This is a genomic window from Herminiimonas sp. CN, assembly GCF_000622895.1.
GTDB lineage: Bacteria > Pseudomonadota > Gammaproteobacteria > Burkholderiales > Burkholderiaceae_D > AVCC01.
This window is the reverse complement of the sequence record NZ_AVCC01000017.1, coordinates 1-23,907: the sequence shown is the minus strand read 5'-3', so window position 1 is coordinate 23,907 and position 23,907 is coordinate 1. Positions and strand designations below refer to the sequence as shown.

24 protein-coding genes are annotated in these 23,907 nt (G+C 56.4%); 2 read left to right on the top strand and 22 right to left on the bottom strand.

The window, feature by feature from the left end:
- Positions 1 to 321: 321 nt before the first annotated feature.
- A complete protein-coding gene (locus tag HMCN_RS0105850) occupies positions 322 to 2,931 on the top strand; it encodes a bifunctional diguanylate cyclase/phosphodiesterase (protein ID WP_202962649.1) in 2,610 nt (869 codons plus the stop codon).
- Positions 2,932 to 2,993: 62 nt separating this feature from the next.
- On the opposite strand, the gene HMCN_RS0105845 is transcribed toward HMCN_RS0105850, so the two are convergent.
- From HMCN_RS0105845 to mnmG, 16 genes are all read right to left on the bottom strand, one after another.
- Positions 2,994 to 3,812 carry a PPK2 family polyphosphate kinase gene (locus HMCN_RS0105845; protein WP_025916499.1) on the bottom strand — a complete coding sequence of 273 codons (819 nt, stop codon included), beginning with the start codon at positions 3,810 to 3,812 and terminating at the stop codon, positions 2,994 to 2,996.
- Complete coding sequence (locus tag HMCN_RS0105840; protein ID WP_025916498.1) at positions 3,809 to 4,270, bottom strand: CoA-binding protein; 462 nt, start codon at positions 4,268 to 4,270, stop codon at positions 3,809 to 3,811. Before HMCN_RS0105840 ends, HMCN_RS0105845 begins: the two co-directional genes overlap by 4 nt.
- A gap of 106 nt (positions 4,271 to 4,376) precedes the next feature.
- Complete coding sequence (locus HMCN_RS0105835; protein ID WP_025916497.1) at positions 4,377 to 4,799, bottom strand: F0F1 ATP synthase subunit epsilon; 423 nt, start codon at positions 4,797 to 4,799, stop codon at positions 4,377 to 4,379.
- Between the two features lie 87 nt (positions 4,800 to 4,886).
- Positions 4,887 to 6,287, bottom strand: a complete 1,401-nt coding sequence (gene atpD / locus HMCN_RS0105830) for a F0F1 ATP synthase subunit beta (protein ID WP_025916496.1) — start codon at positions 6,285 to 6,287, stop codon at positions 4,887 to 4,889.
- A 45-nt stretch (positions 6,288 to 6,332) separates the two neighbouring features.
- Positions 6,333 to 7,202, bottom strand: coding sequence for a F0F1 ATP synthase subunit gamma (gene atpG / locus HMCN_RS0105825; RefSeq protein ID WP_025916495.1), 870 nt, complete (start codon positions 7,200 to 7,202; stop codon positions 6,333 to 6,335).
- A 22-nt stretch (positions 7,203 to 7,224) separates the two neighbouring features.
- Positions 7,225 to 8,766: a F0F1 ATP synthase subunit alpha gene (gene atpA, locus HMCN_RS0105820; RefSeq protein WP_025916494.1), complete on the bottom strand. Its 1,542-nt coding sequence runs from the start codon at positions 8,764 to 8,766 to the stop codon at positions 7,225 to 7,227.
- Positions 8,767 to 8,816: 50 nt separating this feature from the next.
- Positions 8,817 to 9,350, bottom strand: coding sequence for a F0F1 ATP synthase subunit delta (locus tag HMCN_RS0105815; RefSeq protein ID WP_025916493.1), 534 nt, complete (start codon positions 9,348 to 9,350; stop codon positions 8,817 to 8,819).
- Between the two features lie 2 nt (positions 9,351 to 9,352).
- Complete coding sequence (locus tag HMCN_RS0105810; protein ID WP_025916492.1) at positions 9,353 to 9,823, bottom strand: F0F1 ATP synthase subunit B; 471 nt, start codon at positions 9,821 to 9,823, stop codon at positions 9,353 to 9,355.
- Between the two features lie 66 nt (positions 9,824 to 9,889).
- The gene (atpE, locus tag HMCN_RS0105805) at positions 9,890 to 10,132 is read right to left on the bottom strand and encodes a F0F1 ATP synthase subunit C (protein WP_025916491.1); all 243 of its coding nucleotides are present in this window, start codon (positions 10,130 to 10,132) and stop codon (positions 9,890 to 9,892) included.
- 72 nt (positions 10,133 to 10,204) lie between these two features.
- A complete protein-coding gene (gene atpB, locus HMCN_RS0105800) occupies positions 10,205 to 11,035 on the bottom strand; it encodes a F0F1 ATP synthase subunit A (RefSeq protein ID WP_025916490.1) in 831 nt (276 codons plus the stop codon).
- On the bottom strand, positions 11,032 to 11,376 hold the full coding sequence (locus HMCN_RS0105795) for an ATP synthase subunit I (protein WP_025916489.1): 345 nt from the start codon (positions 11,374 to 11,376) through the stop codon (positions 11,032 to 11,034). Before HMCN_RS0105795 ends, atpB begins: the two co-directional genes overlap by 4 nt.
- Before the next feature lie 446 nt (positions 11,377 to 11,822).
- Positions 11,823 to 12,713, bottom strand: a complete 891-nt coding sequence (locus HMCN_RS0105790) for a ParB/RepB/Spo0J family partition protein (protein ID WP_025916488.1) — start codon at positions 12,711 to 12,713, stop codon at positions 11,823 to 11,825.
- A gap of 9 nt (positions 12,714 to 12,722) precedes the next feature.
- On the bottom strand, positions 12,723 to 13,493 hold the full coding sequence (locus HMCN_RS0105785; RefSeq protein ID WP_025916487.1) for a ParA family protein: 771 nt from the start codon (positions 13,491 to 13,493) through the stop codon (positions 12,723 to 12,725).
- A gap of 9 nt (positions 13,494 to 13,502) precedes the next feature.
- Positions 13,503 to 14,123 carry a LysE family transporter gene (locus HMCN_RS0105780; RefSeq protein ID WP_025916486.1) on the bottom strand — a complete coding sequence of 207 codons (621 nt, stop codon included), beginning with the start codon at positions 14,121 to 14,123 and terminating at the stop codon, positions 13,503 to 13,505.
- A 49-nt stretch (positions 14,124 to 14,172) separates the two neighbouring features.
- Positions 14,173 to 14,823, bottom strand: coding sequence for a 16S rRNA (guanine(527)-N(7))-methyltransferase RsmG (gene rsmG, locus HMCN_RS0105775; RefSeq protein WP_025916485.1), 651 nt, complete (start codon positions 14,821 to 14,823; stop codon positions 14,173 to 14,175).
- 7 nt (positions 14,824 to 14,830) lie between these two features.
- A complete protein-coding gene (gene mnmG / locus HMCN_RS0105770; protein ID WP_025916484.1) occupies positions 14,831 to 16,777 on the bottom strand; it encodes a tRNA uridine-5-carboxymethylaminomethyl(34) synthesis enzyme MnmG in 1,947 nt (648 codons plus the stop codon).
- Positions 16,778 to 16,951: 174 nt separating this feature from the next.
- Between mnmG and HMCN_RS19980 the strand changes: the two genes are divergently transcribed.
- On the top strand, positions 16,952 to 17,080 hold the full coding sequence (locus HMCN_RS19980; protein ID WP_255342423.1) for a hypothetical protein: 129 nt from the start codon (positions 16,952 to 16,954) through the stop codon (positions 17,078 to 17,080).
- Positions 17,081 to 17,287: 207 nt separating this feature from the next.
- Here HMCN_RS19980 and HMCN_RS0105765 read toward each other — a convergent pair whose 3' ends face one another.
- From HMCN_RS0105765 to HMCN_RS0105740, 6 genes are all read right to left on the bottom strand, one after another.
- On the bottom strand, positions 17,288 to 18,262 hold the full coding sequence (locus HMCN_RS0105765; RefSeq protein ID WP_025916483.1) for a branched-chain amino acid ABC transporter permease: 975 nt from the start codon (positions 18,260 to 18,262) through the stop codon (positions 17,288 to 17,290).
- 1 nt (position 18,263) lies between these two features.
- The gene (locus tag HMCN_RS0105760) at positions 18,264 to 19,148 is read right to left on the bottom strand and encodes a branched-chain amino acid ABC transporter permease (RefSeq protein ID WP_025916482.1); all 885 of its coding nucleotides are present in this window, start codon (positions 19,146 to 19,148) and stop codon (positions 18,264 to 18,266) included.
- Between the two features lie 120 nt (positions 19,149 to 19,268).
- Positions 19,269 to 20,477 (bottom strand): ABC transporter substrate-binding protein, encoded by a 1,209-nt coding sequence (locus HMCN_RS0105755; RefSeq protein ID WP_025916481.1) that lies wholly within the window; start codon positions 20,475 to 20,477, stop codon positions 19,269 to 19,271.
- Positions 20,478 to 20,531: 54 nt separating this feature from the next.
- Positions 20,532 to 21,242: an ABC transporter ATP-binding protein gene (locus HMCN_RS0105750; protein ID WP_025916480.1), complete on the bottom strand. Its 711-nt coding sequence runs from the start codon at positions 21,240 to 21,242 to the stop codon at positions 20,532 to 20,534.
- A complete protein-coding gene (locus tag HMCN_RS0105745) occupies positions 21,242 to 22,012 on the bottom strand; it encodes an ABC transporter ATP-binding protein (protein ID WP_025916479.1) in 771 nt (256 codons plus the stop codon). The genes HMCN_RS0105750 and HMCN_RS0105745 overlap by 1 nt, the downstream gene beginning before the upstream one ends.
- 110 nt (positions 22,013 to 22,122) lie before the next feature.
- Positions 22,123 to 23,751: a GMC family oxidoreductase gene (locus tag HMCN_RS0105740; protein ID WP_025916478.1), complete on the bottom strand. Its 1,629-nt coding sequence runs from the start codon at positions 23,749 to 23,751 to the stop codon at positions 22,123 to 22,125.
- Between the last annotated feature and the right edge of the window lie 156 nt (positions 23,752 to 23,907).

Here is a 23,907-nt window from a genome sequence, read left to right as displayed (position 1 = left end):
ACACCGCTTGCGGCACCGCCTGCCGGGATCCGCGCGCGCCGGCGCCCTTGAACCGCCTTTGTCGCCACGCTCCCGTTCATTGAGTTACTGCGCAGCGCAAACTTTCGGTAAAATAAGTTTTTTGTAAGAAATTTTCTATACAGTTATCTTGAGAAATTCTCAGCATTCCGGTTTATGAACCCGGTACCGGTCACGCAATCCATGCGATTCCATTTCTGGCTCAAGCATGCGCCATGCAGCTGCGCTTGATGCAGAAACGAGATAACCGTGGTTCGTGCTTATTTTTGCAACTATTAGCCCGACTCTCTGGACATGCGCAGTATGTACAAATACACTTTCGGTTTACTCAAGACGCTCAGGGGATTTGTATTTATTGCCACTGTCGGTGTCGCTGCGCTAGTCTTTCTCGGTGCGACCCTGACCTCTTCCTTGCTGTATGAAAAACTGCTGGAACAGCGCAGTCTGGAGACTTCGAGCGAAATCGCGCAGCAAAACTTCAATACCATTTACCAGGCCTTGCGCCAAGGCGGCTCGCGCCAGCAGATCGACGAACTGGCGGCCGACAGCATCCGCGCCTTTTCCAGCACGCTGGATCGGATCGACGTCTATCCCGGCAAGACAGAGACAGGCCGCTACGGCCAGTGGCAGCAAGCGCGGCTGCCCGCCGACGCACAGCAGGCGATGGCTGATGGCAAGCCGGCCGTGCAGAAGACCGGCAGCCATCTGCGCTACCTGTACCCGGTTGCCGCACAACCGGCCTGCCTGCGGTGCCATGCCGAGGCAAAAACCGGAGACGTACTGGGCGTCATCGCAATCCAGCACAAGTTGCAAACAGTCGCTGCCACCGTACGCATCTATTATGTCGCGCTGTTCCTGATCCTGGGCCTGCTGGTACTGCTGGTGGCTGCAGCACTGACCACCTTCGTGACCAAAAAACTCAATCGCTCGCTCGGCCTGTTCCGCAGCAAGGTCGATTCATTCAATAGCATCAAGGATTTCGACCAGCTCGATATCAGCAAGGTCGATTTCGGTTTCGAGGAATTCAACCAGACCTTCGACAATGTCGCGCGGCTGGTAGAGAAAATAAAGGGCGTTGCAGTCGACAAGGGCGTGCTCGAATTCGAGATCAGGCTGCTGGAGAAATTCATCATCACTTCGAACGTGGTGCGGGACTGGCGCCAGTTCATCAAAACGCTGCTGCTCGATATCAACCAGATCATCGATGCCTACGCGCTGGTAACGATTTTCCGCGTCGAAGAAGAAGCGTATGAATGCGAGATTTTCTGGCGTAATTCACCGTCTGGGAAAACCACCCAGTTATTCGAGAAAATCCTGCGCAGGCAATTGCATGATCACCCGTTTTTTCATGGCGCGACGCTGGTGCAGATTGTCCACAACATCGCCGACGAGGGCGGCGCGCTGCCCGAGCTGAGCATCGAGGACATCGAGCTGCAGACCAAAACCTTGCTGCTGGAAACCCCGCGAATCGGCGGCATCGTCGGCATCGGCGTGCAATCGATGATGGCGCAGGATAACGTGCGCCACATGGTCATCGGCAGCATCCTGACTACGCTGCTCAATCTGGTGGGATCGGTCAAGGCGATCTACAAATACACCAAGGACCTGGAGCACTACGCGACCCGCGACCCGTTGACCGATCTGTATAACCAACGCATGTTCTGGGAATTGCTGGGTTACGAGGTGGGCCGCGCAAAACGGCACAAGCAGCAGTTTGCGGTGCTGATGCTGGATCTGGACAACTTCAAGACCATCAATGACCGTTTCGGCCATCATGTCGGCGATGCATTCTTGCAGGCCTTCGCCAAGGTACTGCATAGCGCGGTCAGGGATGGCGATTTGCTGGCGCGCTACGGCGGCGATGAATTCTGCATCATCCTGCCGGAGGCGGCCGACACGCAAGCGCACATGGTCGCGCAACGGATCACCGAACTGCTGGAGAGCTTCTCGATGGAAGCGCCGGATGGCTACAAGATCAAGGCCACCACCTCGATCGGCATCGCGATCAGTCCGAATCACGGCGACAACCCGAAGGATCTGTTCCTGGTCGCCGACAATATGATGTACAAAGCCAAGAAAGCCGGCAAGAACGCAATCGCCATTCCGAGCGCGGATGAAATGGCGGAAGTGTTCCGGCAGGCCGGCGAGAAAAGCATCATGATCCAGAATGCGCTGGACCAGGGCAACATCGTGCCTTACTTCCAGCCCATTTGCAGCGCCGCCAGCGGCCAGATCGTGATCCATGAGCTGCTGATGCGGATCCAGCTCGGCGACCAGATCGTGGCCGCCAACGACTTCATCGAGCAAGCCGAGAGCATGGGCATCGCCCATAAGATGGATTATCAACTGATCGAGAAGGCTTTCATTCAGATCCGGGAACAAGGCTATGCCGGCATGCTGTTCGTCAACCTATCTCCGAAGGCGCTGATCGTCGGCGAATTCGTAGCGCGGGTGAGTCATCTTGCCAAGGAATTCGGCATCGCACCGAACCGCATCGTATTTGAAATTACCGAGCGCGAAACCGTCAGCAACCTGAGTCTGCTGGAAAAATTCGTACTCGACGTCAAGCTGCAGGGATTCAGCTTCGCAATCGACGATTTCGGCTCCGGCTATTCATCGTTCCAGTACATCAAGCGCTTCCCGGTCGATTACATCAAGATCGAAGGCGAATTCATCCGCAACATGTTGCAAGACGAGGTCTATCTGGCTTTCGTCAAGAGTATCGTGACCCTGGCCAAGGAACTGAAAATCAAGACCATCGCCGAGTTTGTCGAGGACGCAGAAATTCTGGCGGCCGTCAGCGCCCTGGGCATCGATTACGCGCAAGGCTACCATATCAGCCGCCCTTCAGCTGCAATACACGTGGTTGGCGGCACTGCGGCGCCTGAGCGGGAAATGCTGCTGGAAATATAATTTTTTCGGCAGCGGGCCTTCGGAATGGTGATTGGCGCGGCGCCAGAAAGTGCGCAGCCGCTTCACTCCACCTGCAGCTTCGCATAGTCCGGATTGCCCGGCGGATAGGCCAGCCGCATTTTTTCCAGCACTTCCACCAATATGCTGGCGATTGCCAGATTGCGATGCGTTTTGCTGTCGGCAGGGATCACATACCAGGGCGCATGATCGGTGTCGGTTTCCTGGATCGCCTGCTGGTAGGCTTGCTGGTATTCGGTCCAATATTTCCGTTCCGCCAAGTCCTGCGGATCGAACTTCCAGTGTTTCTCAGGATCATCGATGCGTGCCTGCAGCCGCTGCTTCTGCTCATCTTTCGAAATGTGCAAAAAGAATTTCAGCAGCACCGTTCCATTCTCGACCAGCATCCGTTCAAAATCCCTGATCTGGGCAAAGCGGCGTTGGCATTCCTTTTCGTCAATCCAGCCGTGCACACGGGTAATCAGCACATCCTCATAATGGCTGCGATTGAAAATCACGATTTCGCCCTGCCCCGGCACCTGCGGGTGGACTCGCCATAGGTAATCGTGTTCGCGCTCGTTCTGGGTCGGCGCCTTGAATGCGACGCTGCGGATTCCGAGCGGATCGATTTGCCCGAACACCCCGCGTATCGTGCCATCCTTGCCGGCGGTATCCATTCCTTGCAGCACCACCAGCAATTTGTGCTGCCGGGCCGCATAAAACACGTCTTGATAGCCGGCGATACGTTCAGCCAGCTTGCCTACTTGCAGCTTGTCCTCGGCCTTGTCATCCTTTTTCCCCGCCGGCATCAACGGCTTGCTGGCGGCATCGTCATCATGCAAGTCCAGTTTTTTCTTGGCACGAAACAACTCGGAAACGTTCATTTCGAGCTCCGATGCGGGTAAATTGCGGCATCGACCTTGATGCAGCGATCCATCACCACTTGCAGGCCGGCGGCACGCGCCTTGACTGCTGCCGCCTCGTCGACGATGCCGATCTGCAGCCACAGCACGCGGGCGCCGATGGCGATGGCTTGGTCCGCAATCGGGGCAATATCGGCCGATTTGCGGAAACAGTCGACGATATCGATGCCGATTCCTTCTGCTTGCAGGGCGGCCGCAGCTTCTGTCAGCGTCGCATAACAATACTCATCCAGTAGGTAAGTACCCGCAAGCATCGGATTGACCGGAATTATCCGGTAGCCATAAGCCTGCATCGCGCGAGCCACTTCATGGCTGGGGCGGTAGGTTTTGGCAGACAGCCCGACCACCGCGATGGTGCGATTCTGGGCAAACAGACGTTGAAAATCGACCTCTGTTGCCGGCTTTTTGGAAGCATGCATGGTGACGGCTCCTGTTCAGTACAAACCTGATGTAAAAAACCTTGCGGACAAAACAAAAGGCAGCCTTGGCTGCCTTTCATTGTACTGCTAGCGCTACCAGTGACGATTAGCGTTTTTGACGCAATTTCTGGATTGCGGCCAACTGCGCAATCGCCGTCGCGAGTTCCGACTGGGCTCTGGCATAGTCAATCTTGGATTCCCGATTGACCAATGCTTCTTCTGCCAGCTTCTTCGCTTCCGCTGCCTTGGCTTCATCCAGGTCGGCGCCGCGAATCGCGGTGTCAGCCAGTACCGTGACCGTGTTGGGCTGCACTTCCAGAATGCCGCCCGCCACGAAGACGAATTCCTCTTCTGCCCGGTCAGCCACCTTGATGCGCACCGCACCTGGTTTGATGCGGGTAATTAGCGGAGTATGCTTGGGATAAATGCCCAACTCACCCGCCTCACCCGGCAACGCGACGAACTCTGCTTCGCCGGAGAAAATTAACTCTTCGGCGGAAACAACGTCAACGTGAATTGTGTGTGCCATGTTTGAACCTTCTCATTCATCAAAGACCGATAGATGGCAGGCGGCCTGCAACGCTACTTCCGTCACAGAGGCTGCACTGCCAGGCGATTAGTTCATCTTTTTCGCTTTTTCGATCGCTTCTTCGATTGTGCCAACCATGTAGAACGCTTGTTCCGGCAGGTGATCCAGTTCGCCCGATGCAATCATCTTGAAGCCCTTGATCGTGTCTTTCAGCGAAACATACTTGCCTGGAGAGCCGGTAAACACTTCGGCAACGTGGAACGGCTGCGACAGGAAACGCTGCATCTTACGTGCACGCGCCACCAGTTGCTTATCCTCCGGCGCCAGTTCGTCCATGCCCAGAATCGCGATAATGTCGCGCAATTCCTTGTAGCGCTGCAAGGTGCCTTGTACTGCGCGGGCGGTATCATAGTGCTCTTGGCCAACAACCAGCGGCGACAGCTGACGCGAGGTCGAATCGAGCGGATCGACCGCCGGATAAATCCCCAGCGATGCGATGTCGCGCGACAGCACCACGGTCGAATCCAAGTGGGCAAAAGTGGTTGCCGGAGACGGATCGGTCAAGTCATCGGCTGGTACATACACGGCCTGGATCGAGGTGATCGAGCCAATTTTCGTTGATGTAATACGCTCCTGCAGACGGCCCATTTCTTCAGCCAGTGTCGGCTGATAACCCACGGCGGAAGGCATACGACCCAGCAGCGCGGATACCTCAGTACCGGCCAGCGTGTAGCGATAGATGTTATCGACGAAAAACAATACGTCCTTGCCTTCGTCGCGGAAGCCTTCGGCAATCGTCAAACCCGTCAACGCCACGCGCAGACGGTTGCCCGGCGGTTCGTTCATCTGACCATACACCATTGCCACTTTGGATTGTTCTGGATGCTCCAGATCAACCACCTTGGCATCAGCCATCTCGTGGTAGAAGTCGTTACCCTCGCGAGTACGCTCACCGACGCCGGCGAACACCGACAGGCCGCTATGCGCTTTTGCGATGTTGTTGATCAGTTCCATCATGTTGACGGTCTTGCCCACGCCGGCGCCGCCGAACAGGCCGACTTTACCGCCTTTTGCAAACGGACAGACCAGATCGATCACCTTGATGCCGGTTTCGAGTAAGTCCTGCGACGGCGACAATTCGTCGTAAGCAGGTGCCTTGCGATGGATCGATGCCGTCTTTTCACGACTCACCGGACCGCATTCGTCGATCGGGTTGCCCAGCACGTCCATAATGCGGCCCAGAGTCGCAGTGCCAACCGGTACCGTAATCGGTTTGCCGGTGTTTTGCACCATCATGCCGCGACGCAGACCGTCGGAAGTTCCCAGCGCAATGGTACGGACGATGCCGTCGCCAAGCTGCTGCTGCACTTCCAGAGTCAGCGCAGAGCCTTCCATAGTCAGGGCGTCATAAATCTTGGGCATCGCGTTGCGTGCAAACTCTACGTCTACCACCGCGCCGATACACTGAACGATTTTGCCATCAGCCATTTTCGTTCCTTCAAATAGTTAAATTCATTTCACGCTTGCGCGCCATTAAACCGCAGCCGCACCGGCGACGATCTCGGAGAGTTCTTTGGTAATTGCAGCCTGACGGGTCTTGTTGTAGACCAACTTCAGCTCGCCAATCACATTACCTGCGTTGTCGCTGGCCGACTTCATCGCCACCATCCGGGCCGATTGCTCGGAAGCGATGTTTTCAGCCACTGCCTGATAAATCAGCGCTTCGACATAACGCACCAGCAATTCATCGATCACCGTCTTGGCTTCCGGCTCGTAGATGTAATCCCACGAATGGGTATCCTTGTCGCCTTCGAGCTTTTCGGCCGCCAACGGCAGCAATTGTTCGATCGTCGGCTCCTGCTTCATCGTATTGATGAACTTGGTGTAGCACAGGTAGACCGCATCCAGCTTGCCGTCCTGATATGCATCCAGCAGCACCTTGACCGGACCGATCAGCTTTTCCAGATGCGGCGTATCGCCGAGCTGCACCGCGTGCGACACCACCTTGGTGCCGATGCGGTTGAGAAAGCCAAAACCCTTGTTGCCGATCGCCGTGGCCTCGATACCGACACCCTGCGCCTCAAACTCCTTGAGCTTGGTGGTAACCGCGCGCAGCACGTTGGTGTTCAGGCCGCCACACAAACCCTTGTCGGTGCTGACCACGATAAAGCCGACCTTGCGGGCGGCATTGGTCTTGACCAGGAACGGGTGCGTGTATTCCGGATTGGCTTGCGACAAATTAGCTGCGATATTCCGAATCTTGTCACTGTAGGGACGGGCCGACCGCATCCGATCCTGCGCTTTGCGCATTTTGGAAGCGGCGACCATTTCCATCGCCTTGGTGATCTTCTTCGTATTCTCTACGCTTTTGATCTTGCCACGTATCTCTTTACCTGAGGCCATGAGTATTCAGCTCCAGTTAGGATCAGTACGCGCCGGATTTTTTGAAATCAGCAACTGCGGCTGACAGCGCAGCTTCGCCGTCTTTGTCGAGTTGCTTGGTTTCTTCAATCTTGGCGAGCAGCGCTGCATGGCTGGTCTTCATGAAGTTATGCAGGCCGGATTCGAATGACAATACCTTCTTGACATCGATATCGTCGAGGTAGCCCTTGTTGACTGCAAACAGAGTCACCGCCATCAGCGAAATCGGCTGCGGCGAATACTGCGCTTGCTTCAACAGCTCGGTCACGCGTGCACCGCGATCGAGTTGCTTGCGCGTGGTTTCATCGAGGTCGGATGCGAACTGCGCAAACGCAGCCAGCTCACGATACTGCGCCAGATCGGTACGGATACCGCCGGACAGATTCTTGATGACCTTGGTCTGCGCTGCACCGCCAACGCGGGACACCGAAATACCGGCGTTGATCGCAGGACGGATACCGGCGTTGAACAGCGAAGTTTCCAGGAAGATCTGACCGTCGGTAATCGAAATCACGTTGGTCGGCACGAAGGCGGAAACGTCGCCAGCCTGAGTTTCGATGATCGGCAAGGCTGTCAGCGAACCGGTTTTGCCGGTGACTGCGCCGTTGGTGAACTTCTCGACGTAATCGGTATTGACGCGCGCTGCCCGCTCGAGCAAACGGGAATGCAGGTAGAACACGTCGCCGGGATACGCTTCACGGCCTGGCGGACGGCGCAACAGCAAGGATACCTGACGGTATGCCACTGCCTGTTTGGACAAATCATCATAGACGATCAGCGCATCTTCGCCGCGATCACGGAAATATTCGCCCATCGCGCAACCGGAGTAAGCCGACACGTATTGCATTGCAGCCGATTCGGAGGCGGAAGCAGCAACCACGATCGTGTATTCCATCGCGCCGTGCTCTTCCAGCGAGCGCACGATATTCTTGATCGAAGAGGCTTTTTGGCCAATCGCCACGTAGATGCAGGTAACGCCCTGGCCTTTTTGATTGATGATGGCATCAATTGCCACTGCCGTTTTACCGGTTTGGCGATCGCCGATGATCAGTTCGCGCTGGCCGCGGCCGATCGGCACCATCGAATCAATCGACTTCAGGCCGGTTTGCATCGGCTCGGAAACCGATTGGCGTGCGATAACGCCAGGCGCGATCTTTTCGATCGGCGCAGTAAGCTTGGCATTGACCGGGCCCTTGCCGTCGATCGGTTGACCGAGTGCGTTGACCACACGGCCTTTGAGTTCAGGACCGATCGGCACTTCCAGGATGCGGCCGGTACACTTGACCGTATCACCTTCGGAGATGTGCTCGAAGTCGCCCAGGATCACTGAGCCTACCGAGTCGCGCTCGAGATTGAGCGCCAGGCCGAAGGTATTGCCCGGGAATTCCAGCATCTCGCCTTGCATTGCATCGGACAGACCGTGGATGCGGCAAATACCGTCGCTAACGGAAATGACCGTACCTTGATTGCGAATCTCAGCGCTGTCGCCAAGCCCTTGAATGCGGCTCTTGATCAGTTCGCTGATTTCAGACGGGTTGAGTTGCATACTAACTCCTAATTATGTTCTTGCTGCTTACACTCTGGCTCAAGCCGCGATCAGGCGGTCAAGGCGACTTGCATCTTCTGCAGCTTTGCGCGTACCGAGGTGTCCAGCACTTCATCTCCGACCATCACCCGCACGCCGCCGATCAACGATGAATCCACCGTGACAGTCGGATGCAGCTTGCGGCCGAATTTCTTCTCCAGGGTCGCGGTCAATTCCTGCACCTGGGCATCGGTCATCTCAAATGCACTGGTGATTTCGACATCAGCCGTGCCATCATTGGCATTCTTGAGATCGTGGAACTGGGCTGCGATTTCCGGCAACAGGGTCAGGCGGCCGTTATCGGTCAATGCACCGATAAAATTGGTCGCTTCCTGGTTGACGGGAGATTTCAGCACGGACAAAAATGTTGCGGCGATTTGTTTTGCCGACACATTCGGGTTGTGCGCAAGAGCCTGCACATCCGCGAGAGCAGCAACTTGCGCCATCTCGGAAACGAGTTCCGACCAGGTCGACAGGTTGCCGTCTTTCGCGACGCGAAACAGCGCCACTGCATAAGGACGAGCGATGGTTGCGAGTTCGGCCATGATTACAGCTCGGTTTTCAATTGATTCAACAGATCAGCGTGCGCTGACGCATTTACCTCGCGCTTGAGGATCTGCTCGGCGCCATGGACCGCAAGGGTCGCAACCTGGCCGCGCAATTCTTCGCGTGCTTTTGTAGCTTGCTGATCGGCATCTGCCTTAGCCGCTGCGATAATCCGTGCAGCTTCGTCAGAGGCGATCTTCTTGGCTTCTTCGATGATCAGTTGGGCGCGTTTTTCAGCTTCGGAAATGCGTTTTTGGCCTTCGTCACGCGCGGCGGAAAGCTCCACTTGCGCATGCTTTTCTGCCGCTTGCATCTCAGCTTTGCCGCGCTCGGCGGCTGCCAAGCCGTCCGCGATTTTCTTTGCGCGCTCATCGAGCGCTTTCATCAGTGGCGGCCACACGAATTTCATCGTGAAGAACGACAGGATGAAGAAAACCACGAACTGAGCAAACAATGTTGCATTAATGTTCACGGTTAATCCCTTATCTAAATGATTCTCTCCGACAGCATGGCGCTGTCGGCAGGAAAAGGACGTCGATTATTTAACGAATGGATTTGCGAAAGCGAACAACATGGCGATACCAACACCGATCAGGAACGCAGCATCGATCAGACCGGCCAGCAGGAACATTTTAGTTTGCAAGGTATTCATCAGCTCAGGTTGGCGAGCAGATGCTTCCAGATATTTACCACCCATGATGGCAATACCGATACAGGCGCCGATAGCACCCAAACCAATGATCAAACCGCAAGCCAGTGCAACGAAAGCGACGTCAGTCATGACAATTCCTTCAAAGTTAAAGTTAATTCAAAATTTTAAAGCGAAAAAACGAAACTACCCATTACAAAAATCTTAGTGCCCCTCATGCGCCTGACCGATATACACCAACGTCAGCATCATGAAAATGAAAGCCTGCAGCAGAACGATCAGGATATGGAAGATCGCCCACATCGATCCGGCGATCACATGTCCGACGAAACCAAATACGGTCGCCATAGAACCCAGCAGCGCAATCAACAGGAACAGCAATTCGCCCGCATACATGTTGCCGAACAACCGCATGCCCAGCGATACGGTTTTGGCTGCGAATTCGATTAGATTCAGCAATAGATTGAACGGTGCCAGCCAGATGCCGAACGGCGCAGAAAACAGCTCATGAATGAAACCGCCCAGACCCTTGATTTTCACATTGTAAAAAATCATCAATGCCAGCACACCCAGAGCAATGCCCAAAGTGCCGTTCAGATCGGCCGTAGGAACCACCCGGTGATGGGAAATGACGCTATCGAGGCCAATCAATTTGAACAAACTGGCAAACAGATCAACCGGCAGGAAATCGAGCGAGTTCATCAGCGCGACCCAGACGAATACCGTCAAGGCCAGCGGCGCAATGAAGGTGCGGTCACCATGGACGATGCCCTTGGCTTGATCGTCGACCATTTCGACCACCATTTCGACAAAAGCCTGAAATCGTCCCGGCACGCCGGAATGCGCCTTACGCGCTGCCAGATACATGAACAAACTGCCAACTACGCCAGCAAACACGGACCAGAAAATGGTATCCATGTTGAGGATCGAGAAGTCAACGATCTTGTCCTGATGGTGTGTGGAGAAGTGACCCAGATGGTGAACGATGTATTCTGATGCGGTAGGCGCATGCCCTGCTTGTTCTGCTACGCTCATGGTCGATGTCTAAATAGTAGGATAAAGTAACTTTTAAGCACCACGATGAAGCCGCCTACAAAAGCGGGCCAATTGACATCACGGTACAACCAGACGACAACGCCAAACAGCGCCATCGTTGAAGCAATCTTGATAAATTCACCGAAAAAGAATGCCATCGGATCTGTTCCGCCAGGTCTGCGTGCCGCCATGAACAAGCGCACCGCGAACAAGGCATTGGGAACCACACAACAAACGCCACCCAACAATGCGGAAAAAGCTGCTGCAGCACCCGCCAGCAAACCCGCAACCAATGCGACCAAGGCTGTTGCTGCCATTTGCAACATCACGATGCGCGCCATACTTACCTCAATCCCGCCTTCACACTTTGCATTTGCCGCAATGCCGAGGCAGTAAAACGGTTGGGCGCAATCGCTTGCAAGGTCGGACCTTCCAAAGCCACGGAATTATAAGTGCAACTACGTATCGCGTCAAACTTTGATGGCAATGTTATGGCGATTAAATGAAATATTACTTCTGTGAATAAACCATTATTCGCAGAAGTAATATTCAATGAATTTCCAATTTGCAATGGTTTCAATTCTTGGCCTCGGATTACCATTTATATTCAAATGGCAATCCGGAGCGCAGCCACTGCGGGTCTGTGCGATTTCTTATGTTAACTATTATGCGATGGGTATATTGAGAAATAACTGGAATTCCGCTGATATTCATTGCATATTTAAAATACACTGCACAATGTTAAAAATATGCATGGATAATCCGCGAACAATTCAGGCCTGCGAACTCAGTTGCGCAAACGGGCCAGCAAACCATCAAGCGCATCAAGGCTGGCAAAATCGATAATCAGCTGGCCGCGGTTTTTGACGCTACTCTTGATGCTCACCGCCATCGCCAGCAAATCGGATAATTCCTCCTCCAGCCGGATAATGTCGCGCGATTTTTCCCGGCTTTTTCCATTTCCGTGCGGCGTTTCGGATTGCTCCGATAGCGTGCGCTGCACCAGCTTTTCCGCCTCCCGCACCGACATGCGCTTGGCCACGATGGCATTGGCCAACGTGATCTGGGTTGCGGCGTCGACTGCCAGCAAGGCGCGCGCATGGCCCATGTCGATATCGCCGGCCATCAGCATGGTTTGCGTTGGTTGCGCGAGATTGATCAGACGCAGCAGGTTTGAAACCGCACTGCGTGAACGTCCGACCGCAACGGCCGCCTGTTCGTGGGTGAAATCGAATTCTGTAATCAGGCGATGAATCCCTTGCGCTTCTTCCAGAGGGTTCAGATCTTCGCGCTGCATGTTCTCGATCAGGGCCATGGCGGCTGCAGCCTGATCGTCAACTTCCTTGATCAGTACCGGAATGGTGTCGAGTCCGGCCAGCTGCACCGCCCGGAAACGCCGCTCACCGGCAATGATTTCGAATTTTTCGGCACCGTTTTCACGCCCGATCGGCCGCACCAGAATTGGCTGCAACAAGCCCTGCTCCCGGATCGAGGCGGCCAATTCGTCCAGCGCACCCTCGTCCATGCGGGTGCGCGGCTGATATTTTCCAGCCTGTAATTGCGAAACCGATAGCGAGGAAGGAACTCCGGCCGCAGAGGATTGCGCATCCGGGTCATTCAAGCCGCCCAGCAAGGCATCAAGACCGCGTCCCAGTCCTTTTTGTTTTTTCGTCGCCATAATTGCTCTTTACATTGATTTGATGCGTTCAACCAGCTCAGTGCCAAAGGCGATGTAGGCTTGCGCCCCTTTTGAAGCAACATCGAAGTTGACCCCGGGCATACCGTAGGAAGGTGCCTCCGCCAGGCGCACATTGCGCGGAATGATACTCTTGAAAACCTTGTCGCCGAAATGCTGTTCTAGTTGGGTCGAGACCTGCTGCGACAAGGTCATGCGCGGATCGAACATCACCCGCAGCAGGCCAATGATGCTGAGTTCAGGGTTGAGGTTGGCATGGACTTTCTTAATGGTATTGACCAAGTCCGACAACCCCTCCAGCGCATAATATTCGCACTGCATCGGGATGATCACGCCGTGCGCGGCGCACAAGCCATTCAGGGTCAGCATCGACAGCGCCGGCGGGCAATCGATCAGGATGAAATCGTATTCTGCCGCCACTAGCGCCAATGCATCCTTCAGACGCTTTTCCCGGTTTTCCAACTCGACCATTTCAACTTCGGCCCCGGCCAGCTCCCGATTGGCCGGCAGCACGTCGAACTTGCCGGCTTCGGAAGCCAGCCGCGCCGCCGCCACATCCGACATGCCCAGCAGCACTTCATAGACCGACGCGCGCAGCTTGGCTTTGTTGATGCCGGCGCCCATGGTTGCATTACCCTGCGGGTCGAGGTCGACCAGCAGTACGCGCTGACCGATTTTTGCCAGGCCGGCAGATAGATTCACGGTAGTGGTGGTTTTACCGACCCCGCCCTTTTGATTGGCGATGCAGAAGATTTTTGCCATGGAATCGCTTTAGTTAATCGTCAACTTGATACCGAAACCGATCAAAAACAGACCGGCAGCACGATGCGCCATTTTGGAGATGCGCGGATTTCGCTTCAGCTTTCCTGCCATTGCATGGACCGCTGCAACGCAGGAAAAACAGAACAGGATAGTGATCAGGCTGACCGTTGCAGCCATCACCAGCAAGGTCAATGCGCCATGATGTCGGGCCGGATCGATAAAAAGCGGAAAAAACGCCATGTAAAAAACGATCGCTTTCGGGTTCAGCAGCGTTATCAGAAAGCTGCGCCTGAAATAGTGTTCGCCAGGATTCACGCTCTCACTGACCGAGCTCGATCCAACCTGTCTGGCTCCCAGCAAGCCGGTTCCGATAAACATCAGATAGGCAGCACCGGCATATTGTATTGCCTTGAAGATAGCCGGATTGGCTTGCAACAAGGCCGCCACGCCAATCCCGGCCAGCAGCATATGCAGCCAATCGCCCACCATGGTTCCCAGCGTGCTGGCAAATCCGGCCCGCATTCCATTCTTCCCGGTCGCGGCAAGAATGGCCAGCAAGCCGGGACCGGGAATCGCCAGAAACACCAACACCGCCAGGATAAAACCGGGGTAATTCGTTATGCCGAACATAGACTTCCTTCATCCAGTATTTTCGTGGCCCAGAGCCGGCAATCCCGGCTCAATTTGCACTGCGCCCGATAAAAATCAGATGCCGCTCGGCCTGCAGCCCCGGCACCGTCAACGTCCGTACTTCCCGCACTAGCCAGCCGGCAGGCAGGCGCGCCAACTCCTGCTGCGGATAGACGCCCTTCATGGCGATGAAACGGCCGCCCGCGGCCAGCAAATGGCCCGACCAGTTGACGAAGTCAGCCAACTCGGCAAACGCGCGCGAAGTGATGGCCTCGAACGGGTGCGCCACCTGCAGTTGCTCGACCCGCGCGGTATGCACGGTTACATTCGACAAGCCGAGCTCCACCTTGACCTGAGTCAAGAAAGCGGTTTTCTTGTGCACGGTATCGATCATGGCAACTTGCATCTCAGGCCGCGCAATTGCCAGCACCATGCCAGGCAGGCCGCCGCCGGCACCGACATCCAGCACATTTTTCACGCCGTCGAAGGCGCTCACCACAGCCAACGAATCCAGCACATGCTGGGTCACCATCTGGCCCGGGTCGCGCACCGCAGTCAGGTTGTAGACCGCATTCCACTTGATTAATAGGGCCAGATAATCCATCAGCAACGCGATTTTCCGCTCGCTCAAGTCAAGTTGCAGAGCAATCGCACCTTGGACCAGCGTGCCTGTCAGCGCAATACGATCGAATCCTTGCATGAAATCCTCAAGCCTCTGGCTGGTTGTCTGTCGCCGGCGCGACGAACTGGTTGTATCCGCGCTTTTTCAGATGCACCAGCAGCAGCGATATCGCAGCCGGGGTGATACCGGAAATACGCGAAGCTTGGCCCAGTGTTTCCGGGCGCTGCAAGTTGAGTTTCTGCCTGACTTCCATCGACAGCCCGTTGACTTCCAGATAATCGAACTCGGTCGGCAGGATCAATTGCTCGAAATGCGCATGGCGCGTCACTTCCTTGGCCTGGCGTTCGATATAGCCGGCATACTTGAGCTGGATCTCAACTTGCTCCTTCAACTCGGCTTGGTCTTCCTGCAGTGCCCCGAATGCAGCCAGGCCCTGCCCTTCCAGCCCGGCCAGAGTCATCAGCCGGTCGTAACTGACGTCCGGCCGGCGCAGCAGATCGGCCAGCGAATATTCGCGCTCGATCGCCTTGCCGAGGACCCGCACCGCTTCTGCGTCGGCCAGCATGCGCGGGCTAACCCAGGTTGACCTGAGACGCTGCAGTTCGAGCGCGATTGCTTCGCGCTTTTGCTCGAAGCGGATCCACTGCGCATCGCTGACGCAACCCAGCGTGCGACCGATTTCTGTCAGGCGCATGTCGGCGTTATCCTCGCGCAAACTTAGCCGGTATTCGGCACGGCTGGTAAACATCCGGTACGGCTCCTGCACGCCCTTGGTGATCAGGTCATCGACCAGCACCCCCAGATAGGCCTGATCGCGCCCCGGAGTCCAGGCCGCCCGCTCCTGCACCTGCAATGCGGCGTTCAGGCCGGCCAGCATGCCCTGCGCTGCCGCCTCTTCGTAGCCGGTGGTGCCATTGATCTGCCCGGCAAAGAATAGCCCCCGAATCAGTTTGGTTTCCAGCGACGCTTTCAGCCCGCGCGGATCGAAATAGTCATATTCGATCGCATAGCCGGGACGCAGGATGTGGGCATTTTCCAGTCCGCGCATCGATTGCACCAGCGACAGTTGCACATCGAATGGCAGGCTGGTCGAAATGCCGTTCGGATAAAACTCGTTGGTGGTCAAGCCTTCCGGCTCCAGGAAGATTTGGTGCGACGCCTTGTCGGCAAAACGGTGGATCTTGTCTTCGATCGATGGACAATAGCGCGGCCCGACGCCTTCGATCACGCCGGTATACATCGGGCTGCGATCCAGTCCGGCGCGAATAATGTCATGCGTGCGTGCGTTGGTGTGCGTAATCCAGCACGACAATTGGACCGGATGCATGGCGGCTGTGCCCATCACGGAAAAAACCGGAATCGGATCCAGATCGCCCCCCTGCTCCTGCATCACGGAAAAATCAATGGTGCGACCATCGATGCGCGGCGGTGTGCCGGTTTTCAGCCGCCCTTGCGGCAGCTTCAATTCCTTCAAGCGGGCCGACAGCGAAATTGCCGGCGGGTCGCCGGCGCGGCCGGCCGCATAATTATTCAGCCCAACGTGGATTTTTCCATCCAGGAAGGTACCGGCAGTCAGCACCACCGCCCGGCTGCGAAAGCGGATACCGACCTGAGTTACCGCGCCAACCACCCGATCGCCTTCCACCAGCAAGTCGTCGACCGCCTGCTGGAACAGCCACAGGTTGGGCTGATTCTCCAGCCGAGAACGGATCGCCTGCTTGTACAGAATCCGGTCGGCCTGGGCCCGGGTAGCGCGAACCGCCGGACCTTTGGATGAGTTCAGGATACGGAACTGAATACCTGCCTCGTCGGTCGCGATCGCCATCGCACCGCCCATTGCATCGACCTCGCGTACCAGGTGCCCTTTGCCAATGCCACCAATCGATGGATTACAAGACATCTGGCCCAGGGTTTCAATATTATGGGTAAGCAATAACGTCTTTTGCCCCATGCGAGCCGAGGCAAGCGCAGCCTCGGTGCCTGCATGACCGCCACCAATAACAAGGACATCAAACTCTTTGGGAAAATACATAGTGCGCCTCAGGGCGACGTGAACGAAGCAGAATTATAAGGTTTTTTCAGCCAGCATCCTTGCCGCATTCGAATTCCCGAAGAAGATTGGTGCATGTGTTTCACGTGAAACAATGATTCTCTGCATCCAATCGCTGATTAACGCCACGCAGATACTCGAAAAAATCTTCTAAATATGCTGACACGCGCCGGCAATACTGCAACACAACAGGATTACCGCCTGCGCCAACGGCACGACTTGGCAGCACATCTACACATGCTGCCCGACGCAATGCTGGCCAGAGAGTCGTTCGCCGATTCGTAGGTAGCCGCGGGACATGGGCTGACCGATCCTATTGGCGAACGGGAAACGCGCGCAAGGCTTGTTTGTTGCAACGCAGCAGATTACTGCCGGCACCGGCACCTGTTGGCGGCGGTCCGGTATCAACTAGCAATGACCTCGATCGGCTGGCAGATGAGGCTATGCTGCGAACTCACCTGCGCTGTGAAATGCTGCCGGCGATGAAAAGCATCAGGATGCCGGCGAACGCTTGAAATGGGCCAATATTTCACCCACGATGCCGCGCCGGAATGCCAGTACGCAAATGATGAAAATCAGTCCGGTAACAATCGTCACCGAGTCACCGAGCGACTGAAACCATTCGATCCCGGTTACTGACGACAGGAAGTAACCGAGGCTGCCGAGCTTGTTTTCCAGCGCGATGATGATGATGGCGCCGATGATCGGCCCGACAACGGTGCCCAGGCCGCCCACCAGCGTCATCAGGACCACCAGCCCGGACATGGTCCAGTGGACATTGGTCAGGGTTTCAAAGCCCAGCACCATGGTCTTGGTGGCGCCGGCCAGACCGGCCAGCGCGGCCGACAGCACGAACGCCAGCAACTTGTAGCGATCGACATCGTAGCCGAGCGAGATCGCACGCGGCTCATTCTCCTTGATGGCCCGCAACACCTGGCCGAAAGGTGAATGCACTATCCTGACGATCAACGCGAAACCAGCGACCGAAATCGCCAGAACCACGTAATACAGAATCCTGTCGTTACCGAGGTCCAGCAAGCCCAGCAAAGAACCGCGCGGCACGCCCTGCAAACCATCTTCGCCGCCTGTAAACGGTGCTTGCAGGTAGAAAAAATAAAACATCTGCGCCAGCGCCAGCGTGATCATCGTGAAGTAAATGCCCTGGCGGCGAATCGCCAGCGCGCCCATCAGCAGGCCAATGGCCGCCGCCACCAGCACCCCGAACAGCACGCCGAGTTCCGTCGGCAAGCCCCAGACCTTTAATGCATAGCCGGCAGCATAGCCGGCGCCGCCGAAAAATGCCGCATGGCCAAACGACAACAATCCGGTATAGCCGATCAGCAGATTAAAGGCGCAGGCAAACAGCGCGAAGCACAACACCTTCATCAGGAAGATCGGATACAGCACCAGCGGTGCGATGCATGCCAGGATCAGCGCAATTCCATAGCCAATTTTCTGCTTGTTCATATCATTTCTCTTTACCGAACAGGCCAGCAGGACGAATCATGAGCACGATCGCCATGATGACAAACACCACAGTGGCGGAAGCCTCCGGGTAAAACACCCGCGTCAATCCTTCAATCACCCCCAGTCCCAGGCCGGTCAGGATCGAGCCCAGGATCGAACCCATGCCGCCGATCACCACCACTGCAAACACGACGATGATCAAGTTCGAACCCATCAGCGGCGATACCTGTATCACCGGTGCCGCCAGCACCCCGGCAAAGGCCGCCAGCGCAACGCCAAAGCCGTAAGTCAGCGTGACCATCAGCGGCACGTTGATGCCGAATGCCTCCACCAGCTTGGGGTTCTCAGTGCCGGCGCGCAAATAAGAGCCGAGTTTGGTTTTCTCGATCACGAACCAGGTCGCGAAGCATACGAGCAGCGAAGCCAGCACCACCCAGGCCCGGTAATTCGGCAAATACATGAAGCCAAGGTTGGTGGCGCCGGCCAGCGCGTCCGGCACCGGGTAGGACTGGCCGGAGACGCCGTAAAACGAACGGAATATGCCTTCTGCCAGCAGCGTGATGCCAAACGTCAGCAGCAGTCCATACAGATGGTCGAGCTGGTACAGCCAGCGCAGCATGGTGCGCTCGATCACGATGCCGATCACGCCCACCAGCAACGGCGACAGCAATAGCATGACCCAGTAATTCAGGCCGAAGTAATTCATCCCCATCCAGGCGAAAAACGCACCCATCATGTACAGCGCGCCGTGGGCAAAATTGATTACATTGAGTAAACCGAAAATGACTGCCAGACCGAGCGACAGCATCGCGTAAAACGAACCGTTGACCAGGCCTAACAGCAGCTGGCTCAACATCGCCTGCATGGGAATGCCGAAAATATCCATGTCAACAGAGAGTAAAAATCATCCCGAGGGATAGAGAAGAAAAACGGCGCACCAGACCCCAATGCGCCGGCCGGATCATGCTGGATTACATCGCATCTGCTGCATCATACGGCGCATGCGTCATTTCCAGAGCACGCACTTCGATTCGGCCTTGGTGGTGAAAGCCTGGTCGCCGGGAATGGTTTGCGCCACCTTGTAATAATCCCACGGGTATTTCGATTCGGCCGAGGTTTTGACCTGCATCAGGAACATGTCGTGCACCATCCGTCCATCCGGGCGGATGGTGCCGTTCTTGGCATACATGTCATTGACCTTGGTTGCCTTCATCTTGGCGATCACCTTGTCGGCATCGTCGGTGCCGGCGGCTTTGACCGCATTCAGGTAGTGCATCGCTACCGAATAGTCGCCGGCTTGCAGGCTGGACGGCATTTTCTTCATTTTTGCAAAGTAGCGCTTAGCCCATGCACGCGACTCCGGGCTCTGATCCCAGTACCAGCTGTCAGTCAAATACATGCCGTGCGTCAGGTTCAGCCCCAGCGAATGTACATCGTTGATGAACATCAGCAAGCCGGCCAGCTTCATCGTCTTGTTGATGCCGAACTCGTTGGCGGCCTTGATCGCATTGATGGTGTCGCCGCCGGCGTTGGCCAGACCGAGAATCTGCGCTTTCGAGGTTTGCGCCTGCAGCAAGAACGAGGAGAAGTCGGAAGCCGACAGCGGATGCCGGACCGCGCCCGATACCGTACCACCGGAGGCCTTGACGACATTCGCGGTGTCGCTTTCCAGCGAATGGCCGAACGCGTAATCGGCGGTCAGGAAGAACCACGACTTGCCGCCCTGCTTGACCACCGCCGAACCGGTGCCCTTGGCCAGCGCCACGGTGTCGTAAGCGTAATGGATGGTGTACGGCGAGCACTCTTCATTGGTCAAACGGGCGCTGCCGGCGCCAATTGCCATGAACGGCTTTTTCTTTTCCTGCGCGATCTTCGCCATCGCCAGGCTGGTGCCGGAGTTGGTGCCACCGATCAGCGCATCGACGCCTTGCTGGTCGAACCATTCGCGCGCCTTGCTGGCCGCAATGTCGGCCTTGTTTTGATGATCGGCAGTCACCAGTTCGATTTTCTTGCCGAGCACGGTGCCTCCGAAGTCGGCAATCGCCATCTTGATCGCCTCCGCCCCGCCATTGCCGTCGATGTCGGAATACAGACCCGAAATATCGGTAATGAAACCGATCTTCACCGTATCGCCCGACACCTGCGCATTGGCGCTGGCAGCAAAGCCGACGCTCATGATGCTTGAAACTGCCAGCGCCAATGTTTTGATTTTAATTTTCATGTCTTCTCCCGTGATTGAAAACAACTACCCGACCAGCAACGTGCCAAACTACACTCCCAGCAGCGCATTCAGCACCGGCATCTTTGCGCTTAATTCGCTGGCGGCAAAAGCCTCGACAATCTGACCATGCTCGACCACATAAAACCGGTCCGCCAGCGGCGCGGCAAAACGAAAATTCTGCTCCACCATCACGATCGTATAACCCTTCGATTTCAGGGTCGTGATCATGCGCGCCAAAGCCTGCACGATCACCGGTGCCAAACCTTCGGAAATCTCGTCGAGCAGCAGCAAGCGGGCGCCGGTGCGCAAAATCCGCGCCACCGCCAGCATCTGCTGCTCGCCGCCCGAGAGCCGGGTTCCCTGGCTGGACTTGCGCTCTTCCAGATTCGGGAACATCGCGTAGATTTCCGCCACCGACATGCCCTGCTCAGTTTTCGACAGCGACGGCGGCAGCAGCAGGTTTTCCTCCGCCGACAGCGAGGAAAATATCCCGCGCTCCTCCGGGCAATAGCCGATGCCGCAATGGGCGATGCGGTGGGTCGGCATGCCTATGGTTTCGACCCCGCCGACCTTGATCGAACCCTTGCGGGTTCCGGTCAGACCCATGATTGCGCGCAAGGTGGTGCTGCGGCCGGCGCCGTTGCGTCCCAGCAGCGTGACCACTTCGCCCTGCCGGACCGATAAGTTAATGTCGTGCAGGATGTGCGATTCGCCATACCAGGCATGCAAGCCGGTGATTTCCAGTGCGTTCTGCTCCATCAGTGCGCTCCCGCCAACTCGGCACTGGCTGAACCCATATACGCCTCCATGACTTTGGGATTCGTGGAGACTTGCGCATACGTTCCTTCGGCCAGAATCGCGCCGCGCTGCAGCACCGAAATCCGGTCGCAAATGCCGGACACCACATTCATGTTGTGCTCGACCATCAGAATGGTGCGGCCGCTGGAAACTTTCTTGATAAGGTCGGTAACGCGGCTGACATCCTCGTGTCCCATGCCTTGGGTCGGCTCGTCGAGCAGCATCAGTTCCGGTTCCATCGCCAGCGTGGTGGCGATTTCAAGCGCCCGTTTGCGGCCGTAAGGCAAGTCGACCGTCACACTGGCAGCGAATTCGGTCAGATCGACCTGCGCCAGCAAGGCCATCGCCCGGTCGTTGAGTTGCGCCAGACTGGCTTCGCTTTTCCAGAAATAATAGGAAGTGCCGAGTGCGCGCTGTAGGCCGATGCGGACGTTTTCCAGTACGCTCAGGTGCGGGAAAACTGCCGAAATCTGGAACGAGCGGATAATGCCCTGGCGCGCGATCTGGGCCGGCTTGGCGGCGGTGATATCGTGCCCGTTAAACAGGATCTGTCCGGCGCTCGGGGTCAGAAATTTGGTCAGCAGATTGAAACAAGTGGTCTTGCCGGCGCCATTCGGCCCGATCAGCGCGTGGATATGGCCGCGCTGCACCTGCAGATTTACATTATCAACGGCGGTAAAGCCCTTGAACTCCTTGGTCAGGTTCTTCGTCTCCAAAATAACATCGCCCATCTTGTCTCCTTGCTGCAGGTAACTTACAACGGCGTTTGCATATTATTTTTTTTAAATATACAACATTAATTGATACCCGGTAATACAGTAGAAACACGTACCGGAATAAATCAGAAATTCCGGCTCTCGCGTATCCAGACGGCCGCTTTTTCCGCAATCATGATGGTCGGCGCATTGGTATTGCCGGAAGTAATGGCCGGCATCGCTGAAGCATCCACCACCCGCAGGCCGGCCACGCCCCGCACCTGCAGCCTGCTGTCGAGCACCGCCAGCGGATCGTCGTCGCGCCCCATCTTGCAGGTGCCGACCGGATGGAAAATGGTGGTGCCGATGTCGCCGGCCGCGCGCGCCAGTTCTGCCTCGCTGCGAAACTGCGCGCCGGGCTTCAATTCCTGCGGCGCGTACTTCTGCAGCGCCGGCGCGGCGACGATATTGCGCGTCAACATCAGCGAACTTGCGGCTATCCTGCGGTCTTCCTGCGTGTTCAAGTAATTCGGAGTGATTTTCGGCGCAACCATTGCCAAACTGGACTTGATCCGCACGTGGCCGCGCGAAGTCGGGCGCAAATTGCACACGCTGGCGGTAAAGGCCGGGAACGGATGCAGCGGTTCGCCGAATTTCTCCAGCGACAGCGGCTGCACATGGTATTCCAGGTTGGCGCTGGGCTGGCTCGGGTCGGACCTGGTAAACGCGCCCAGCTGCGACGGCGCCATCGACATCGGGCCGCTCTGCGACAGCGCGTATTCAAGTCCGATCTTCATCTTGCCGAACCAGTTGCCGGCCATCATGTTGAGCGTTTTCGCGCCCTGTATTTTGAACGCGGTGCGGATCTGCAGATGGTCTTGCAGGTTTTCTCCGACGCCCGGCGCATCCAGCACCAGCGGCACATCGTGCTGCCGCAGCAAGGCGGCCGGGCCGATGCCGGACAGTTGCAGGATCTGCGGACTGCCGATGGCGCCGGCAGCCAAGATTGTTTCGCAAGCCGATTCGGCAAACCATTCGCTGCCGCCGCCGACGAATTCCACGCCGTTGCAGACCACGCCTTGCGGCCCGCTCGCAGTGCGCAAGCGGCGCACCTGGCAGCCGGTCATGATTTCCAGATTGGGGCGGCCGGCGGCCGGCCGCAGAAAGGCTTTCGAGGTGTTCCAGCGCACGCCGCGCTTTTGGTTGACGTCGAAATAACCGCAACCTTCATTGTCGCCGCGGTTGAAATCGTCGGTGTTCGGAATCCCGCACTGCAAGGCCGCAGCGCGGAATGCATCCAGGATTTCCCACGACAGACGCTGGCGCTCGACCCGCCATTCGCCGCCGGCGCCATGCATCGCATCGGCGCCCTTGTAATGGTCTTCGCTCTTCTTGAAGAACGGCAAGACATTGTCCCAGCACCAGCTGTCGTCGCTGGTCAAATCGGCCCACTGGTCATAATCGCGCGCCTGCCCGCGCATGTAAATCATGCCGTTGATCGAGGAACAGCCACCCAACACCTTGCCGCGCGGATAAATCAGGCTGCGTCCGTTCAGGCCGGCATCCGGCTCGGTGCGATACATCCAGTCGGTGCGCGGATTGTTGATGCAGTACAGATAGCCGACCGGGATATGTATCCACAAATAATCGTCCTTGCCGCCGGCCTCGATCAGCAATACCGAAGTCCGGCTGTCGGCGCTCAGCCGGTTAGCCAGCACGCAGCCGGCCGAGCCGGCGCCGATGATGATGTAATCGTATTTGCCCGCAAACTCCATATCATGCTCCCGCCCACTGTGCCACATGCGACTTCAAGGGAAGCCATCGCCGCTTCCGTCTTTGTCCCGCTACAGGATCTGTAAAAACATTAAATACAGGCAGTATGTTAAAAAATACATTACTTTACGTCATGCATATAGAAATAATTTAAAAAT

Excerpts from the sequence above, each read along its gene's own strand:
- HMCN_RS0105850 (WP_202962649.1), top strand. The coding sequence starts at position 322 with ATGTACAAATACACTTTCGGTTTACTCAAGACGCTCAGGGGATTTGTA.
- HMCN_RS0105845 (WP_025916499.1), bottom strand. The coding sequence starts at position 3,812 with ATGAACGTTTCCGAGTTGTTTCGTGCCAAGAAAAAACTGGACTTGCAT.
- HMCN_RS0105840 (WP_025916498.1), bottom strand. The coding sequence starts at position 4,270 with ATGCATGCTTCCAAAAAGCCGGCAACAGAGGTCGATTTTCAACGTCTG.
- HMCN_RS0105835 (WP_025916497.1), bottom strand. The coding sequence starts at position 4,799 with ATGGCACACACAATTCACGTTGACGTTGTTTCCGCCGAAGAGTTAATT.
- atpD (WP_025916496.1), bottom strand. The coding sequence starts at position 6,287 with ATGGCTGATGGCAAAATCGTTCAGTGTATCGGCGCGGTGGTAGACGTA.
- atpG (WP_025916495.1), bottom strand. The coding sequence starts at position 7,202 with ATGGCCTCAGGTAAAGAGATACGTGGCAAGATCAAAAGCGTAGAGAAT.
- atpA (WP_025916494.1), bottom strand. The coding sequence starts at position 8,766 with ATGCAACTCAACCCGTCTGAAATCAGCGAACTGATCAAGAGCCGCATT.
- HMCN_RS0105815 (WP_025916493.1), bottom strand. The coding sequence starts at position 9,350 with ATGGCCGAACTCGCAACCATCGCTCGTCCTTATGCAGTGGCGCTGTTT.
- atpE (WP_025916491.1), bottom strand. The coding sequence starts at position 10,132 with ATGACTGACGTCGCTTTCGTTGCACTGGCTTGCGGTTTGATCATTGGT.
- atpB (WP_025916490.1), bottom strand. The coding sequence starts at position 11,035 with ATGAGCGTAGCAGAACAAGCAGGGCATGCGCCTACCGCATCAGAATAC.
- HMCN_RS0105795 (WP_025916489.1), bottom strand. The coding sequence starts at position 11,376 with ATGGCGCGCATCGTGATGTTGCAAATGGCAGCAACAGCCTTGGTCGCA.
- HMCN_RS0105790 (WP_025916488.1), bottom strand. The coding sequence starts at position 12,713 with ATGGCGACGAAAAAACAAAAAGGACTGGGACGCGGTCTTGATGCCTTG.
- HMCN_RS0105785 (WP_025916487.1), bottom strand. The coding sequence starts at position 13,493 with ATGGCAAAAATCTTCTGCATCGCCAATCAAAAGGGCGGGGTCGGTAAA.
- HMCN_RS0105780 (WP_025916486.1), bottom strand. The coding sequence starts at position 14,123 with ATGTTCGGCATAACGAATTACCCCGGTTTTATCCTGGCGGTGTTGGTG.
- rsmG (WP_025916485.1), bottom strand. The coding sequence starts at position 14,823 with ATGCAAGGATTCGATCGTATTGCGCTGACAGGCACGCTGGTCCAAGGT.
- mnmG (WP_025916484.1), bottom strand. The coding sequence starts at position 16,777 with ATGTATTTTCCCAAAGAGTTTGATGTCCTTGTTATTGGTGGCGGTCAT.
- HMCN_RS19980 (WP_255342423.1), top strand. The coding sequence starts at position 16,952 with ATGCTGACACGCGCCGGCAATACTGCAACACAACAGGATTACCGCCTG.
- HMCN_RS0105765 (WP_025916483.1), bottom strand. The coding sequence starts at position 18,262 with ATGAACAAGCAGAAAATTGGCTATGGAATTGCGCTGATCCTGGCATGC.
- HMCN_RS0105760 (WP_025916482.1), bottom strand. The coding sequence starts at position 19,148 with ATGGATATTTTCGGCATTCCCATGCAGGCGATGTTGAGCCAGCTGCTG.
- HMCN_RS0105750 (WP_025916480.1), bottom strand. The coding sequence starts at position 21,242 with ATGGAGCAGAACGCACTGGAAATCACCGGCTTGCATGCCTGGTATGGC.
- HMCN_RS0105745 (WP_025916479.1), bottom strand. The coding sequence starts at position 22,012 with ATGGGCGATGTTATTTTGGAGACGAAGAACCTGACCAAGGAGTTCAAG.
- HMCN_RS0105740 (WP_025916478.1), bottom strand. The coding sequence starts at position 23,751 with ATGGAGTTTGCGGGCAAATACGATTACATCATCATCGGCGCCGGCTCG.